General features: G+C 71.5%; 15 protein-coding genes. 10 read left to right on the top strand and 5 right to left on the bottom strand.

The features are described from left to right. Nucleotides 1-1,023: 1,023 nt before the first annotated feature. From ACYVOO_RS33680 to ACYVOO_RS33670, 3 genes are all read left to right on the top strand, one after another. Nucleotides 1,024-3,102, top strand: a complete 2,079-nt coding sequence (locus ACYVOO_RS33680; protein WP_461019521.1) for an MDR family MFS transporter — start codon at nucleotides 1,024-1,026, stop codon at nucleotides 3,100-3,102. Nucleotides 3,103-3,337: 235 nt separating this feature from the next. After that, nucleotides 3,338-4,441, top strand: a complete 1,104-nt coding sequence (locus tag ACYVOO_RS33675; RefSeq protein ID WP_461019520.1) for a peptidoglycan-binding protein — start codon at nucleotides 3,338-3,340, stop codon at nucleotides 4,439-4,441. 250 nt (nucleotides 4,442-4,691) lie between these two features. Continuing rightward, nucleotides 4,692-5,372, top strand: a complete 681-nt coding sequence (locus ACYVOO_RS33670; protein ID WP_461019519.1) for an HAD-IA family hydrolase — start codon at nucleotides 4,692-4,694, stop codon at nucleotides 5,370-5,372. A 104-nt stretch (nucleotides 5,373-5,476) separates the two neighbouring features. On the opposite strand, the gene ACYVOO_RS33665 is transcribed toward ACYVOO_RS33670, so the two are convergent. From ACYVOO_RS33665 to ACYVOO_RS33655, 3 genes are all read right to left on the bottom strand, one after another. Further along, nucleotides 5,477-5,701 carry a DUF4236 domain-containing protein gene (locus ACYVOO_RS33665; RefSeq protein WP_461019518.1) on the bottom strand — a complete coding sequence of 75 codons (225 nt, stop codon included), beginning with the start codon at nucleotides 5,699-5,701 and terminating at the stop codon, nucleotides 5,477-5,479. A gap of 162 nt (nucleotides 5,702-5,863) precedes the next feature. Next, a complete protein-coding gene (locus ACYVOO_RS33660; protein ID WP_461019517.1) occupies nucleotides 5,864-6,226 on the bottom strand; it encodes an antibiotic biosynthesis monooxygenase family protein in 363 nt (120 codons plus the stop codon). An 86-nt stretch (nucleotides 6,227-6,312) separates the two neighbouring features. Then, complete coding sequence (locus ACYVOO_RS33655; protein ID WP_461019516.1) at nucleotides 6,313-6,996, bottom strand: hypothetical protein; 684 nt, start codon at nucleotides 6,994-6,996, stop codon at nucleotides 6,313-6,315. Between the two features lie 157 nt (nucleotides 6,997-7,153). On the opposite strand from ACYVOO_RS33655, the gene ACYVOO_RS33650 reads away from it, so the two are divergent. From ACYVOO_RS33650 to ACYVOO_RS33635, 4 genes are all read left to right on the top strand, one after another. After that, entirely contained in the window at nucleotides 7,154-7,663 is a 510-nt protein-coding gene (locus ACYVOO_RS33650) for a hypothetical protein (RefSeq protein ID WP_461019515.1), read from the top strand. 16 nt (nucleotides 7,664-7,679) lie between these two features. Further along, nucleotides 7,680-8,933, top strand: a complete 1,254-nt coding sequence (locus ACYVOO_RS33645) for a DUF6973 domain-containing protein (protein ID WP_461019514.1) — start codon at nucleotides 7,680-7,682, stop codon at nucleotides 8,931-8,933. Next, nucleotides 8,930-9,412, top strand: a complete 483-nt coding sequence (locus ACYVOO_RS33640) for a hypothetical protein (protein WP_461019513.1) — start codon at nucleotides 8,930-8,932, stop codon at nucleotides 9,410-9,412. Before ACYVOO_RS33645 ends, ACYVOO_RS33640 begins: the two co-directional genes overlap by 4 nt. A gap of 131 nt (nucleotides 9,413-9,543) precedes the next feature. Next, nucleotides 9,544-9,819, top strand: a complete 276-nt coding sequence (locus ACYVOO_RS33635; RefSeq protein WP_461019512.1) for a hypothetical protein — start codon at nucleotides 9,544-9,546, stop codon at nucleotides 9,817-9,819. 102 nt (nucleotides 9,820-9,921) lie between these two features. Here ACYVOO_RS33635 and ACYVOO_RS33630 read toward each other — a convergent pair whose 3' ends face one another. Then, on the bottom strand, nucleotides 9,922-10,881 hold the full coding sequence (locus ACYVOO_RS33630) for a transposase (RefSeq protein ID WP_461019511.1): 960 nt from the start codon (nucleotides 10,879-10,881) through the stop codon (nucleotides 9,922-9,924). 61 nt (nucleotides 10,882-10,942) lie between these two features. Further along, nucleotides 10,943-11,896: an NmrA/HSCARG family protein gene (locus tag ACYVOO_RS33625; RefSeq protein WP_385223362.1), complete on the bottom strand. Its 954-nt coding sequence runs from the start codon at nucleotides 11,894-11,896 to the stop codon at nucleotides 10,943-10,945. Nucleotides 11,897-12,184: 288 nt separating this feature from the next. On the opposite strand from ACYVOO_RS33625, the gene ACYVOO_RS33620 reads away from it, so the two are divergent. From ACYVOO_RS33620 to ACYVOO_RS33610, 3 genes are all read left to right on the top strand, one after another. Continuing rightward, complete coding sequence (locus tag ACYVOO_RS33620) at nucleotides 12,185-12,433, top strand: ArsR/SmtB family transcription factor (RefSeq protein WP_369696871.1); 249 nt, start codon at nucleotides 12,185-12,187, stop codon at nucleotides 12,431-12,433. Nucleotides 12,434-12,964: 531 nt separating this feature from the next. Beyond that, entirely contained in the window at nucleotides 12,965-13,936 is a 972-nt protein-coding gene (locus ACYVOO_RS33615; RefSeq protein ID WP_461019510.1) for a glycosyltransferase family 2 protein, read from the top strand. Nucleotides 13,937-13,938: 2 nt separating this feature from the next. Further along, nucleotides 13,939-15,444 (top strand): polysialyltransferase family glycosyltransferase, encoded by a 1,506-nt coding sequence (locus ACYVOO_RS33610; protein ID WP_461019509.1) that lies wholly within the window; start codon nucleotides 13,939-13,941, stop codon nucleotides 15,442-15,444. Nucleotides 15,445-15,516 lie beyond the last annotated feature (72 nt).

Genomic DNA, 15,516 nt, shown 5'->3' with positions numbered 1-15,516 from the left:
CCGGTGACTTTCTCGACCTGCGGGGACACCCCACCCCGTCCCCGTCCCGCCGGTGGCCCCCTGCCCGGTTCCGGGTCGGCTGGGCCCGGCTCCATGGCGTGCGGCGGCACGCCCCCAGCGCGGGACCTCCGGTCCCCACTCCCCGGGCCAACCGTCCCGCGCAACACCCCCTGTCGGGGGTGCGCTGGCCTGGGTGCCCCTTTGGGGTTTCGTTCGCGTGCTGCGGGCCGGTGGCACGGGTTGTGCCCACCCTTCCCCAGCTACCGCTGGGAGGTGCCCCCTCGCCGAGCGGGACGCTTGCCCACAACAGTGGGGCGTGCCGCCGCCGTCGGCTTCCAGTGGCAGGGGTGGGCCCCCTCGGCGAGGCGCCGGGGTCGGGCCCACAACAGGGGTGGCTGGGCTGGGCCCCTCGGGCGCGGCACGGGGCGGGCGCACAACAAGGGTGGCGCCGTCACCACCAGGGCGTCGCCCATGAGCAGGGGCGGGCCCCTCCGGCGAGGCGCCGGTCCACGGACATGGTGCACCGGTGCCAGTGAGACGCCGGTCCACAGCATGGGAACAACCGGTACAGGCCACCGGCTGGAGGTTGGCCACTGCTGGGAGGGGACGTGGTGGGGTGTCCCCGCAGGTCGAGAAAGTCACCGGCCGAGAGCCGACAACGAGACCTTCACGCCGAGGAGACACCCCGGCGCGGCGCCGACCCCCACCACACAGGCACCCCATAACCACCGGCACAAACCAAGAACCACGCGGCGCCAGCCGCAAAGCACCGATCCACACGCCGCGCCGAAGCCACCCAGCCGCACCCGGAAACGGCGCCCCGCCCAGCGCAGCGCACCGTGCAGCGGCACAAAAATCAGCGCGGGACCCTACGGCACCCACCACACCGGCCGACCGTCCCGCGCAACCACCCCGTGAAGCGGCGCCCCCGCGAAGGGGACCCGCGAATGGCCCTCTCGACAGGACGGCCGCCCCTGTGGCGGTGACCATGGGACGGACCCGTACGAGAGTCAGGAGGCCCCCATGACGGCGCAGCCCGCGTCCGGCGCGGCCGGCGCGGCCCCCGCGGCCCCCACGGGCGGCGAGCACACCCGCCGCACCGTGCTCCTCGCGATCGGCGCGCTGCTGCTGGGCATGCTGCTCGCCGCGCTGGACCAGACGATCGTCGCCACCGCGCTGCCCACCATCGTCAGCGACCTGGGCGGCCTCGACCACCTGTCGTGGGTGGTCACCGCCTATCTCCTCGCGGCGACGGCGGCGACCCCGCTGTGGGGCAAGCTGGGCGACCAGTACGGGCGCAAGAAGCTCTTCCAGACCGCGATCGTGATCTTCCTGATCGGCTCGGCGCTGTGCGGCATCGCGCAGAACATGCCGCAGCTCATCGGCTTCCGCGCGCTCCAGGGCCTCGGCGGCGGCGGGCTGATGACGCTGTCGATGGCGATCGTCGGCGATCTGGTGCCGCCCCGCGACAGGGGCCGCTACCAGGGACTGTTCGGCGCGGTCTTCGGCGCGACGAGCGTGCTGGGGCCCCTGCTGGGCGGCTTCTTCACCGAGCATCTGGACTGGCGCTGGGTCTTCTACATCAACCTGCCCATCGGCGCCGTCGCGCTGCTCGTCGTGGCGGCCGTGCTGCACATTCCCGTCGGCAGGCACAAGCACCGCATCGACTACCTCGGTACCTTCCTCATCGCCTCCGTAGCGACGTGTCTCGTCCTGCTGACGTCCCTCGGCGGGACGAGCTGGCCCTGGATGTCCGGGCAGACCGTGCTGCTCGCCGCGCTGGCGGCCGTGCTGCTGGTGTGCTTCGTCCTGGTGGAGCGCAGGGCGTCGGAGCCGGTGATTCCGCTGGGGCTGTTCCGCATCCGTACGTTCACGCTGTGCTCGGTCATCGGGTTCGTCGTGGGCTTCGCCATGTTCGGCGCGATGACGTACCTGCCGACGTTCCTCCAGGTCGTGCACGGCATCACCCCGACCATGTCGGGCGTCCACATGCTGCCGATGGTGGCGGGGGTGCTCTTCTCCTCGACGCTCTCCGGGCAACTGGTCAGCCGCAAGGGCCGCTGGAAGGTCTTCCCCGTCGTCGGCACGGCCGTCACCGCGCTCGGGCTCCTCCTCCTGCACCGCATGGGGGTGTCCAGCTCGACGCTGGAGATGAGCCTCTACTTCCTCGTCTTCGGGCTCGGTCTCGGCCTGGTGATGCAGGTCCTGGTGCTGGCGGTGCAGAACTCCGTCGGCTACGAGAACCTCGGCGTCGCCACCTCCGGGGCCACCTTCTTCCGCTCCATCGGCGCCTCGTTCGGCGTCGCCGTCTTCGGCGCGATCTTCACGGGGCGGCTCGGCGACGAACTGGCCGCCGCCATGCGGGGCAAGCGGCTGCCGCAGGGCGTGACGCCCGAGTCGCTGCGCAGCGATCCGCGCGCGGTGGGCTCGCTGCCGCCCGCCGTGCGCGAGGGCGTGCTGGGCGCGTACTCCACCGCCATCACCGACGTCTTCCTCTACGCGTCGCCCGTCGTGCTCATCGCCTTCGTGCTCTCCTGGTTCCTCAAGGAGGAGCCGCTGCGCGGTAGCGTCAGGTCGCCTGACGGCAGCGAGACGCTCGCGGCCAACCCCGTCGAGCGCTCCTCCGCCGACGAGCTGTCCCGCGCGCTCTCCCTCCTCTGCACGCGTGAGGGCCGCCGCGACATGTACGCGCGCATCTCCGAGCGCGCCGAAGCGGAACTGGGCCCCGCCGCCTGCTGGCTGCTGCTGCGCCTGCACCGCTACGGCTCCGTCGAGCCGTCGCTGCTCGCCGACCGCACCGCGCTGCCCCTGCACGTGCTCTCCGAGGCGTCGCGCGAACTGGAGGGGCGCGGACTGGCGCTGCGCGAGGGGCTGCCGCTGGTCCCGACGGACGAGGGCGGGGCGCTGGCCGCGCGACTCTCGCGGGCGCGCGAGGCGGAGCTGTCCGAGCTGCTGGGCGACTGGTGGACACCGGACAGGCCGCGGGACCTGACCGAGCTGGTACGGGAGTTGAACACGGAGACGGGCGGCGCCGACAGCGACTGCCCGCGCGAGCCGGGCCGCCTGGTGCGGCGCGAGGGACGGCCCGGCGCGGCGACGTGAGGCGGCGTGCGCGGAAGCGGGTGCGGTCCGGGTCGCAGACAAGTCCTTTTATGGCTGATTTGGGGCTGGCTTGACCGTCGGCTGCCAGGACCGCGTAAGGTCCCGGACTGGACAGTTACTGGCGATTCGGGCACAGGTGCCGTGCGGAGCACGGCGTCACCGCCCAGGGGAGGGAACCGCGTTGACGGCACACCGCTGCTGTCCGGGATGTGGTGCGGAGCTGGAACCGGGGGGTGTGAACAGTCCAGCGCAGTGCGGCTGCGCCGGACCGTTCACGGCCGAGCACGTCGATCCGATGCACATACGCCCCTACGTGGATCTGCCGGAGCCGGAGCCGGAGCCGGGACCGGAGCCCGAGCAGGGGCCAGGGCCAGGCCCTGAGACCGGCTCGGGCGAGGGCGCCGTCGCGGCGCCCGGCGGCCAGGAGAGACCCGGCGAGGACGGGGCGCCACAGCCGGACCTCGCGCCGTTCGCGCGCTGCGGTACGAGCGAGACGGCCGAGCTGCCCGTGATCCCCGAGGGGCCGCGCACGAAGCTCGCCGGTCTGGGCCTCGGCCGTAACCGGGCCGGGGGGAGCGGGCGGGACGACGCGCGGATCGCGGCGGAGCAGGAAGCCGTCGTCGGCGCGCGCCACGGCCACGAGGGCGGCAACGCGCACCGTGCCGCCAAGCGCCGCCGCCCCACGACCGCCGTGCTGGCCGCTGTGGGCGTCGTCGCCGCGCTGGGCGCCGGGCTGCTGACGACCCAGGCGCTGACCGATGACGAGGACAGCGGCGACGACCGCAGCCTCAGCACCGAGGACCGCTCGCTCACCGAGATCCCCACGGGCGCCCCCACCCGCGTCGCACCCTCCTCGGGCGCCGACGACGACGCGCACCCCTCCGGCACCCCCTCACGGGCCCAGGGCTCGGGCACCCCGCGCGCGAACCGCGACAGCGAAGCGCACACCGGCCGCGACGTGACCGGACCGAGCGCGACCCCGACCCGCACGTCCGAGGGCTCGGGCTCCTCGTCCGGCTCCGGCTCCCGGCACGACGACGGTGGCCGGGGACGCGGCGACGGCGACGGGCGTACGGGCGGGGACCGCGACCCGTCGAGGGAGCGCCCGTCGGGGCCGACGCTGCGCGCCGGGGACTCGGGACCCGAGGTGAGCGAGTTGCAGCGACGGCTGAAGCAGGCCGGTTACCTGGACGCCGAGGCCCCGGAGGACGGCAACTACTCGACGACGGTCACGGAGGCCGTCGTCCGCTACCAGTACGCGCGCCACATCACGGGCGACCCCGACGGCGAGTACGGGCCTTACACGCGCAGGGAGCTGGAGGCGGAGACCTCGGGCTGAGACGCGAGCTTCCTGGGGTCCACCACTGGCGTGCGGGCGGCTCGCTTTGTATCGTAGAAAAACAAAGTGGTTCCGCCCGTGCCCCTCACCTGACGAGAGGGGCGTCCCTGACCGGCGGGCGGAGCCACCTTGTCCCCGTCGGCGTCCTCCGTCGGCGTCGTGGCGCCCCGAGACGGCCCGACGTCCGTCGCACGCCGCATGTCTCACACCGCACGCCGCACACGCATCGCCACCAGGGAGCCCGCCCGTCATGCCGACACCGCCCCTCGCCGCACGCGGCCTGCTGCTCGACATGGACGGCACGCTGGTCAACTCGGACGCCGTCGTCGAACGCGTATGGCGCCGCTGGGCGGCGGACAAGGGCCTGGACGCCGACGAAGTGCTGAGGGTCGCGCACGGCAGGCAGGGCCACGCCACCATGGCCGAGCTGCTGCCGGGACGCCCGGCCGAGGTCAACGCGGCGGAGAACGAGGCGATGCTGGCCCAGGAGACCTCCGACGTGGAGGGCGTCGTCCCCGTGCCGGGCGCCCACGCCTTCATGGCCGCGATCGAGCCGCTCCCGCACGCCCTGGTCACCTCGGCCGACACCGCTCTCGCGGCGGCGCGGATGGGCGCGGCGGGCGTGCGGATGCCGCGGCTGCGCGTCACGGCCGAGAACGTCAGCGCCAGCAAGCCCGATCCCGAGGGCTTCCTCAAGGGCGCGGCGGAACTGGGCTTCGCCCCGGCCGACTGCGTGGCCTTTGAAGACTCGGGAGCCGGTATCGCGGCGGCCCTCGCGGCCGGGATGCGCGTGGTGGGCGTCGGCCCCCGCGCCGGTGACCACGGGCCGACGGTGCACGTGCGCGATCTGACGGGCATCCGCGTCGAGGAACTGCCGGACGGCGCGGGCATCCGGCTCCACTTCGCGGAGACCGCGACCGCCACCGCCTGACGGACCCGAGGGGCACGACGGGCCCGAGGGCGCGGCTCGCGGACCCGGCCCCTCCGGTTCCGCCCGCCCGCTTCCCTGGCGCCTGCTTCCCCGGCGCCCCGGCGTCAGTCCCTGTCGGCGCGGCGTGCGCGGCGCCTGCTGCTGCGCGTAGTCGTGTTCCGGTAGCCGAACGGCCCCGGCAGGTCCATGGACGTCGTGCGCCGCCCCGTCGAACTCACGGTGCGCTTCGGCCCGCCCTTGTGCCCCATCGTGAAGGACACGGAACGCCGGTTGATGTTCAACCGCACGCCCGGCAGGATCCGGAAGCTCTTGCGGAACGTCAAAGGCATCCTGGCCTCCCTTTCGCACGCTGTCTCCGTGCGACTACCCCGCACGCGGCGGGTCAACTGCCCCGCGCCGGGGCTCTTCCGACGTGGAGCGCCCGCCCCGTGACGTGCGTGGCGCGCGCGGCGCACGTCGCGGGACGGGTCTGCTGTGCCGTGCGCGCCGCGTCAGCCGTTCTTCGGCTCGGCCTGCTGCACGACCTCGAAGGACCACAGCGTCGCGCCGCTCGCCGCGGGCTTCGGCTTCTCGGCCTGACCGTCAGCGGCGTCCCCGCCGCCCTGACCGGCGCCCTGGTCCGTGCCCTTGTGGGCGGTCTTCATGGAACCCGCCATCCACGCCTCGAAGGACGCCTCGTCCCGCCAGCGCGTGTAGACGAGGTACTGGTCGGTGCCCTCCACCGGGCGCAGCAGCTCGAAGTGTTCAAACCCGTCCGAGTTCTCCACGGCCCCGGCCCGCGCCGCGAACCGCTGCTCCAGCGTCTCCCGCTGCTCCTCGGGAACGGTCAGCACATTGATCTTCACGATGCTCATGCCCCCATCCTGCCGGACGGCTCCGCCCCTCCCGTCGCCGCCCGCCTGCGGGGCGTCGAACTACGGCGGTCGGCCGCGTCAGCCCGTCAGCGCGCCGGTCCCGTCAGCCCCAGCAGGTCCGTCAGGTGGCGTCGGGCGTAGGCGGCTGCCTCCTGGGCGCCGAGTGCTCCCGCGTCCACGGTCAGCACCTGCCAGGGGGTCCGCGCGAGGAGGCGGCGGGTCAGATCCGTCTCGTCGCGCAGATGGGCGGCGGCCGAGTCGAGGTCGTGGACGGACCGGGTACCCGGGGAACCGGCGAGCTTGCGGACGTACCAGTCCCCCCAGTCGTCCCCCTCCCGCTCGACGGCGCGGCGCAGCGCCGTCCCCGGGTCGTCGTGCACGTACACCACGGTGACCCGGACGGGCTCCACCGCCCGGGTCAGCTCGTCCACGACGCGGGCGAGAGCGGCCTCGTCGTGCCCCCACGCCACGAGGGACGGGACGAAGGGCAGGAGGGCGTCCGTCACCAGGTAGTCCCTGCCCGCCGCGAGCGACTCCGCGATGTAGGCGCGAGTGGACGCGACGAGGGTCTCGGGCCGGACGCCCGAGGTTCCGTCGGCGAACTCCTCGGCGACGGGCCGGAAGGCCGGCCGCGTGAGGATGTCCGCCTCTTCGAAGTGGTCGACCGAGGCGCCGGTACCGGCCAGCCAGTCGGCCACGGCGACGCACAGGGTGGACTTGCCGACACCCGGGCTGTTCCCGATCACGGAGATGAGCTGCGCGGTCGTCATGGCGGCAGTCTCGCACCCGCGCGACGCCGTGCCGGGGCCCCGTACGCCCGCCCCCGCACCGGAGGCGTCGGCCCGGAACCTCCGGAACCGGAACCATCGCCCCGGAACCATGGGAGGGGGCCGTACGTCTTCTCAGCGTCGAAGGGGGAGTGTCACGTTGGACACGTTCAAGGCGGAGTGGGACGCGCTCGTCGCGCAGGGCCAGGCGCGGCGCGATGTGGAGATGCGGCTCAACTCCGCACCGGCCGAGGGCGGCGGCAACGGGCCCGGCGCCGGAGACCGGCTGGCCACGGACCCCGCCGGGAAAGCCGCTTCGGCGAAGTACATCCAGGAGCAGTTGCTGCCGCATCTGCGCGGCGCGGGCCGCATCGGCGGGGAGCCCGCGGGGAACCCGCCGTCGGGGATGCTCGGCAGCGAGCGCGCCCAGCCGGGCGGCACGATGCAGAACTGGCAGTCGTGGCAGGGCGTCGAGCACGTACTGCGCGAGTGGGGCAAGCAGGTGCGCAACCTCGAACAGCGGCTGGAGGGCGAGCGGGACGCGCTGCGCGGCGCCAGGGTGCTCTTCCAGACGCGGGACGGGCTCGTGCGCAACTCCTTCACCACCCCGGCGCCCCTTCTGCCCGGTCTCCCCGGCAACCAGCCCACCGGCCTCCGGCCGGCCGAGTGAGGGGCGGTTCCCCGCGATGACACTCTCGTTCCGCGAGATCATGGCCGCTGACCTCACCACGCTGGAGGACGCGGCGGCGGCGTGGAAGCGCATGGGCAAGCGCTTCGGCGAGCTGCTGACCGACTACGACTCGCACGTGCGCGGCCATCTGTCGGGCGGCCACTGGGCGGGCGTCGCCAAGGTGACGTACGACGAGGTCGCCAAGGTCTCCGCCGGTGAGTTCGGCAACGCGAAGAGCCAGGCGGAGGGCATCGCCAAGCTGCTGACGGAGGCGTACGGCGATCTCGTGGAGCGGAAGCGGACCCTCGACAAGCGGGTGAAGGAGGCCGAGGACGCCGCGATGAAGGTGGACGGCGGCGGCCACGTCGAGCTGGACACCGAAGCGTTGACGGAGGAGCAGAAGGAGGCGCGGCGCAAGGACCCCTCGTTCGCCGCCGCCCTGAACGCCAAGGTGACGGAGTGGCAGGACGCGATCGACAAGGCCGTCGAGTCCGTCAACGACGCCGACGCCGCGATCAAGGCGGCCCTCGAAGCCTCCGCCGCGCCGCCCGGCAGCCGCGCGGCCGGGATGCACGGCTTCAACGCGAAGCAGGTCGACTACGCGCCCCCGGGCTCCAGGGAGGACCTGGACCGCATCCTCCGCGAGTACCAGGTCGCCCCGGACCCTGACGGCATGGTCGACTACCCGCGCAACGGGGCGCTGCGCTTTCTCGCGGGCGGCGGGGTGACGGTCACCAGCAAGGAGGCGGACATGCTCGACGAGCTGGGGATCAGCGGTCTCCAGGATTTCCAGGGCATCCGCGACAACGCGTTCAGCAGCGCCGACGAACGCTTCCCCAGCAAGGACAAGAACGACGACCACAACGACGCCTTCCGCCACGCCTACTGGAACGCGCTCATGACGAAGAAGTACGGCGCCGACTGGACGGAGAAGTACACGCTCGCGCACGAGGCCATCCCGGGCAACAACCCCGAGCGCGAGGCGATGGACCTGCACAACAACGAGGTCGGAAGGCGGGTCGCGCAGGCCAACCCGGACGCGAGCGAGGACGAGCTGGCCGATCTCATCCAGGAGGCGGTGCGGGGCGGCGAGATGGTGGTCGTGCCGAAGGGCGGTGGCCGCCTGGCCTTCAGCGACCAGCTCACCCCGGACGAGACGGGCGACCCGACGCTCCCGCTCCCCGAGGAGCCGCGCGAGACGGGTTCGGGCTCGACGGACGCCGGGGGCTCGGCCACCGGCAAGGGCAGCGGAGTGGGGAGCGGAAGTTGAGGCGCGGACGGATCGCGAAGGGCGCGGCAGCGGCAGCGGCAGCGGCGGCGCTGCTGCTGTGCGGGGCGTGTGCGGAGAAGACGAACCAGGTGAGCGAGGCGTATCAGATGGGTGACGGCGGTTCCGACGTGGTGCACGACCGCGAACTGTCCAAGAAGCTGCGGGACCTGAGCGGCCGGGGCGGCACCGCGAAGCTCGCCGATCTCACCGGCTTCGCCTGGGAGAAGGTGCACGTGTTCAGCGAGGGCGCGTCGGCGAAGGACGTCGAGCGTGCGGTGGGCGAACCGGTGCTCGGCGGCAAGCACTACTACGACGCGGGCAACCTCCTGGTGTTTGAGTACAACGGGCAGGTCTACAAGTCCCTCTCGGTGCTCCCGGACCTCCTCGTCACGGAGGGCAGGACGACGTGGGACGCGGACACGGTGCTCAAGCCCCAGTCCGCGTCGCGGCCCGCGCTGCTGAAGCTGACGGCGCCGTAGCCGTAGCCGTAGCCGTGGCCCGTGTCCCCGCCTCCGTCCCCGTGCGGGCATTCCGCCATACGCCCGGTCGGCGGTGACCGGCCGTGCCGGAAACGCACTAGGGTGCCCGGAGGCTCCGGAAAGGTGGGGACGTGAACGCGGAGGAAGCGCGGCGGGTGGACGCCGCGATGCGGAGGTTGGCGCTCCCGGGTGTCGTCGCGCCGGTCGACCCCCGCGACGCGTCGGGGGAGTGGCGGGTCTACGACCAGGCCGACCCCGACGGCCGCCTCGACATCACGGCGGACACCCTGGTCGCGGTCGTCGTCGAACTCAGCGGCGCCCGCCCGCTGCGGCAGCCGCCGCAACCGGTCGGATGGCCGTCAGGGCCGGCGCGCGGCTTCGTGTACCCGCCCAGGAGAAGGCGCTGACGGGAGACTTCGCGGTGTCGCGGTGCCGTGGCGGTGGTTCCCCGGCCGCGTTTCCCCGCCCCGTTCCCCGGCCCCTGGCTGAACCAGGCATTCCGGCTCTTCCTACTTCAGGTGGGGGCTGGTGAGTCCGCCTCCGATGAGCAGCATGCGTAGTCGGTAGTGATCGCGGTTGCGGAAGCCTCGTGCGATGCGGCGTTGGAGTTCGATGAGTCCGTTGATGGCCTCTGTGCCGCCGTTGTTGGCGCGGCCGGTGTCGAAGTAGGCGAGGAAGGCTTCGCGCCATTGCCGCAGCGTCTTGCCGAGTCGCTTGATCTCCTTGATCGGGCACGTCGGGAAGGTAGCGAGGACCTTCTCGGCGATCTTGCGTCCCTCGGCGGGACTGTCGGCCTGGTAGGCGGCTCGCAGTTGCTGGGCGCAGAGCCGGGCTCGTGTCCTTCCCTTCGCGTCGGTGGTCAGGTTGACCATCCCGCCCAGCATCTTCGGCCCGCGACCCCCTTGGTCGATGGGTCGTTCGCTGACATGGTGCCGGACATGCTCATCGACCCCGAGCCGGGTGACCCCGTCGAACCGCGTGTCGTCATCGGCCATCGCCTTGAGCAGGGGACGGATCGAGGTCCACACCGTGTTCCATGTCGTGCCGAGCTGGCGGGCGATCCCGCGCACGGAGGCGTGCTCACGCCGCAATTGTCGGATCGCCCACCAGTACGCCCGCACGGTGAGCAGCGCCCGCGGCTCGGCCACCGTATGGTTCTGCTCGGTGAACGTGCCGACCGGGCAGGCCGGTTCGACACAGCGCCAGGTCCGCTTGCGCCACACGATCTTCACGGGCCGGTCGAAGCAAGGTGCGTCGGTTAGGACCACCTCGCGTCGACCGTGGGAGTGAGCGATCGCGCCGCAGGTCCGGCAGCCCATCACCATCCGCGCCGACTCGACCCGAACAGTCAATCGGTCGCCATCACCCGGGTCGACGTCAATCACGTGGAGATCGTCGAGACCGACGAGCAGGTCGCAGTTCACGCAGTAGGTGTTGGCGTGATGGCAGCGCGCAGCGGCACGCGCCACGGGCTCAGACAACGTCGAGGCTTTCCCGAATGGCGCGTGTCTGATCTCGTCGGCGATGGGTCTAGTGACCAAAGGTGACCGGCTGGCCATGCCAGTCGGTCTTGCGGAGGAACTGTTCCCAGCTCAGCGTGTTGGGATCGATGCGCCGGCTCCACGTCGTGTCGCGGTCGTCTCGGAAGTATCCGAGGTCGACCGCGTACTGGACCATGCCGAGGGTCTCGTCGACCAACAGAGGGTTCTCTCCCAGCGCGGGGAAGTAGGTCAGCAGGTCTTCGCGAGAGTAGGCGCTGCGGTATTCGGCTTTGAGTCCGGTGACGCGGGAGAACTCCTCGACCATCTCGGCTGGGGAGATGACGTCCCCCACGACCGGCAGACAGGCGCCGCGGTAGGTGTCGGGGTTGGAGAACACTTCGAGGGCGGCCGGCCCGGTCGCGGTGAGTGGGTCCACGAACGGGGCACGGAAGTCTTCGGGGAGGTAGAAAGGCATGAGCACCGTGTCACCATCGATGCGCGGGGGGTAGTACTCCAGCGCGTTGGTGTAGAAGAACGAGAGCATGATGAAGGTGTGCGCGATCGGCAGAGTCCGGATGTACTCCGCGATGAGCGCCTTGTCGGTGAAGTGCGGGGCGTACTTGGTGCCCGAGGACCGCTCGTCGACGTTCTCGAGAGCACTGAAGACGACGTGTATCACTCCGGCCTCGACCGCTGCATCGGCAAGTTGGCGCCCGAGAGGGAACTCCTCGGTGGAGGGCGGCGCGATGGGCGGGGTCATCAGGAAGGCCCCCTCGGCCGATCTGAACGCGTCGACGAGCTCGCGCTGGTGACCCAGCGCGAGAGGAACCTCGGCGATCTCCGCTCCCAGTCCTGCCAGGCTCCGGGCCTGGGCAGAGCCGGCGTCTCGGGTCAGGGCTCGCACTCGGAACCTGCCGCTCTCAAGCAAGGAGGTGGCGACGCTCCTTCCCTGCTTGCTAGTGGCACCCGCGACGACGATCAACGGCTTGCTGCTCTCAGACATCGTGTACTTCCTCTTGTGTATCCCCGGTGTTCGCGGCGGACGGCAGTTGCGCGACAGATACCGGAGGGGCGTGAACGCAACAAACATATCGTGATATCGCGATGTGTCAATGCGTGGCTGGGGATGAACTCGGTTCGTCACATCGAGATACGATGGTGTGTGAGAGGTGAGGAGGTGACCGTGGCGACGTCACAGGCAACGAACTCAGGAGGCGACGCGGAGAACGAGCCCCCTCTGGCTGCGGTCGAGGCCTTGAAGGCGCTGGCGAACCCTGCACGGCTGCAAATCATGGACTGGCTGCGGGACCCTCACGGCGAGTTCGCTCAGTGGGAGCCGATAGCCGACCGGGACGAGGTCGGAGTCTGCGTCAGCCATCTGCAGGCCAAGTCGGGGCTGGCGCAATCGACAGTCTCCTCGTACATGGCAACCCTCGAGCGGGCAGGCCTGGTACAGGCCACACGGGTCGGCAAGTGGATCCACTACAAACGCAACGAGGGTACGCTGTCGCGACTCGCGGAGATGCTCCGCGGCACATAGCGACGATCACGAAAGGGCGCCACGAGGCGACCAACGGCGCACGGCACACCGGACTCCTCGCGACATCGCGGGCGTGACTGAGGCAGGAACCAATCCCTGCCTCCGCGATCCTCGAAGCCTCGCTTTCCACGCTAGCCGCGATCATTCCCCCAGGCATCGACCAGGGCGGCGTGTTCCACCAGATCGATCAAGCACTTGGCGACCGTTGCCCCCACCTGAAGCAGGAAGAGCCGGCATTCCGCTGCTGTGACATGTATCACAGAGAATTCATCGATGATGTGGGCAACTGCCCGAAATTAGGTTCTATGCCCATCCAGTTGCCGCGGCAGGCTATTTCGGGCCACTGAAATCACTCGTCAAAGCATCCAGGCATGCGCTTACTCTGAAGTTCCGGACGCGTCGACCGATGCTATTCCGGGACCTCCGCGTTTCCGTTTCCGGCTGGTCGGCCTCCGCTTCTTCGCCCGGGCCTTTCGCCGCTCCCGTCGGATTCCCTCCGTTATTCGTCCCGCCGTACCGCCTGGATCGCACATGCCTGAACTCTCCGTCATTGTTCCGTGTCACAACGTACAGGAATTCGCGGAAGAAACCTTACGGAGTCTCGCCCACAACGCGGGGCCCGAAACGGAATTCATCCTCGTCGACGACTGCTCCACCGATGCCACCCCCGAGATCCTCGACCGCTGGGAGAGCCGCCTCCCCGGCGCCACGGTCATCCGGCACCCGGAGAACAGGGGCATCGCGCAGAGCCGCAACAGCGGCATCGACGCCGCGCGCGGCAGCTACCTCACCTTCCTCGACGGGGACGACTGGTACGGCCCCGGTTACCTCGACGCGCTCACGCGCACCATCAAGGACCTGGACTGCGACTTCCTGCGCACCGACCACGTGCAGAGCACCGGCACCCAGCGCGTCGTGCGCCGGGCCCCGGCACCGGCGCGGGACACGGTGCTGGACCCGCGCGACGTGATCGGCTCGCCGCACGCGGAGACGATGGTGGACTACCCCTTCGTCTGGGCCGGTGTCTACCACCGCCGCCTGTTCGACGACGGCGCGATGCGGTTCGCCACCGACCTGCGTACCGCGGAGGACCGGCTGTGGACCTGGCGACTGCACCTGAAGGCACGGTCGTTCGCGGCGACGGGCCTGCTCGGCGTGTTCTACCGGCGCGGGGTGGCCACCTCACTCACCCAGATACGCGACGCGCGGCAACTGGACTTCATCCCCGCCCATGACGCGCTGCTCGCCGACCTCGCCGCCGACCCCGAGGGTGAGCGCTTCCTGCCCAAGGCGGTGCGCACCTACTGCGCGCTGATCGAGTTCCATCTCGCCCGCATCGGGCGCTACCACGCGCCCGTCGCCAGGCAGTTGAAGAAGAGCGCGACCGCCGCGCTGCGGGGCATGCCCCAGGACGTGCTGGACGCGACCCTGGCCACCATGGACGACCGGCGAGCCGACACGCTGCGGCGCTTCCGCCCGGCGACGACGGGGAAGGCGGCCTGACCATGTCCGTCCCGACTGCTCCGTCCGGCCGTGGCGCCCGGTCCGCCCAGTCCGGCCAGTCCGCCCGGTCCACCCGTACCGTCCAGATCTTCGAGGTCTCCACGCTCTACGGCGCCGCGACCCTCGCCGCCTCGCTCGACGCCGGACAGTTCGGCCCGCGCGACGCGGCGCGCCGCATCCTCCTGGTGTCCAACAACTCGGCGGTCCCGGAGGCGGCGACCCCGCTGGTCAGCATGAACGGCTTCGGCGGCCTCGCGGAGCGCTTCGACGAGACCGTCGACTGGAACGACGCCATCCGCCCCCACCACCCGAGCACATGGGCCCCGCCGCGCGACGAATCGCCCATCTGGGAGCGGATGTTCCGGACCCTGTGGTCCCTCGGGGACGCGCCCGTCGAGCTGGTCGTGGAGTCCGTGCACGCCAACCCCGCCAAGGCGCTGGCCACGGCCTTCGGAGGCAGCGTCGTCCACGTCTACGCCGACGGCCTGATGAGCTACGGCCCGACGAGGGACCGCCTGCCGCAGTCGCTGGGCTGCCGCGTCAAGCGGCTGCTGCACCTGGACCTGGTGCCGGGGCTGCGCCCCCTGCTGCTGACCGAGCACGGCGTGCCCTCCGAGACGGTGCCCGACGACGCCTTCACCAAGGTGCTCGGCGAACTGGGCGAGGCGGCGGCGGGGGAGCCCGAGCTGGAGCGGGTCGCCGCTGACGGGCCGACCGCCGTGCTGCTGGGCCAGTACCTCGCGGCGCTGAACATCCTCACGCCGGAGGAGGAGGAAGACCTCCATGTGCGGATGCTCGAAGGAGCGGTCGCCGCGGGCCACGCGTGCCTGGTGTTCAAGCCCCACCCCACGGCCCCCGCCCGCTACTCCCACCTGCTGGAGAAGGCGGCGGCACAGGCCGGAGTGCGGCTGCACGTGCTGGAGGGCCCTGTGCTGGCCGAGGCCGTCTACGCGCGCTGCCGCCCCACCCTGGTCGTGGGCTGCTTCTCCACCGCGCTGCTGACGGCGGCGGCCTACTACGGCATCGCCATCGCGCGGGTCGGCACGGAACCGCTCCTGGACCGGTTGACGCCCTACCAGAACAGCAACCGGGTGCCCGTCACCATCGTCGACTACGCCGTGCCCGATCTGGAGGGAGACGCGGACCCCGCGTCCGCGCTCGCGTCGGCGTCCGCCATCGGGGAGAAGACCGGTGAACTCGCCGCGCTGGTGCGGACGGTGGGCTACTGCATGCAGGCGAAGCTCTACCCGCTCCTGCGCGAGGAGGCCGTCGCCTGGCTGTCGGCCCACCTGGACGAGACCACGGCCCGCTACTTCAAGCGCCGCCGCCTGACCGCGCTCGTCCTGCCCGGCGGCGGTACGTCGGTCCGCGCGCGGCTGCTGCGCAGCAGCCCCTCCGCGCGCTGGGCGGGACGCCGCGTTCGCGCAGCGCAGCACAGGCTGCGGCGCGACGACGGCCCCGCCCGGGCGGGCGGCGCCGTGCCCATGCCGCCGGACGCCATCCCGTAGGGGACCGGGGGAGGACGCGACGGACAGGGGACGCGGCAGAAGCGGCGTCCCCTGCCCGTCGCGTCGAGCCGT

It is taken from the genome of Streptomyces daliensis (genome assembly GCF_054782395.1).
The sequence above is the reverse complement of the archived record's forward strand: the minus strand, read 5'-3'. Positions and strand labels throughout refer to the sequence as shown.

Excerpts from the sequence above, each read along its gene's own strand:
- ACYVOO_RS33610 (WP_461019509.1), top strand. The coding sequence starts at position 13,939 with ATGTCCGTCCCGACTGCTCCGTCCGGCCGTGGCGCCCGGTCCGCCCAG.
- ACYVOO_RS33625 (WP_385223362.1), bottom strand. The coding sequence starts at position 11,896 with ATGTCTGAGAGCAGCAAGCCGTTGATCGTCGTCGCGGGTGCCACTAGC.
- ACYVOO_RS33660 (WP_461019517.1), bottom strand. The coding sequence starts at position 6,226 with ATGAGCATCGTGAAGATCAATGTGCTGACCGTTCCCGAGGAGCAGCGG.
- ACYVOO_RS33670 (WP_461019519.1), top strand. The coding sequence starts at position 4,692 with ATGCCGACACCGCCCCTCGCCGCACGCGGCCTGCTGCTCGACATGGAC.
- ACYVOO_RS33645 (WP_461019514.1), top strand. The coding sequence starts at position 7,680 with ATGACACTCTCGTTCCGCGAGATCATGGCCGCTGACCTCACCACGCTG.
- ACYVOO_RS33680 (WP_461019521.1), top strand. The coding sequence starts at position 1,024 with ATGACGGCGCAGCCCGCGTCCGGCGCGGCCGGCGCGGCCCCCGCGGCC.
- ACYVOO_RS33665 (WP_461019518.1), bottom strand. The coding sequence starts at position 5,701 with ATGCCTTTGACGTTCCGCAAGAGCTTCCGGATCCTGCCGGGCGTGCGG.
- ACYVOO_RS33655 (WP_461019516.1), bottom strand. The coding sequence starts at position 6,996 with ATGACGACCGCGCAGCTCATCTCCGTGATCGGGAACAGCCCGGGTGTC.
- ACYVOO_RS33615 (WP_461019510.1), top strand. The coding sequence starts at position 12,965 with ATGCCTGAACTCTCCGTCATTGTTCCGTGTCACAACGTACAGGAATTC.
- ACYVOO_RS33620 (WP_369696871.1), top strand. The coding sequence starts at position 12,185 with ATGGACTGGCTGCGGGACCCTCACGGCGAGTTCGCTCAGTGGGAGCCG.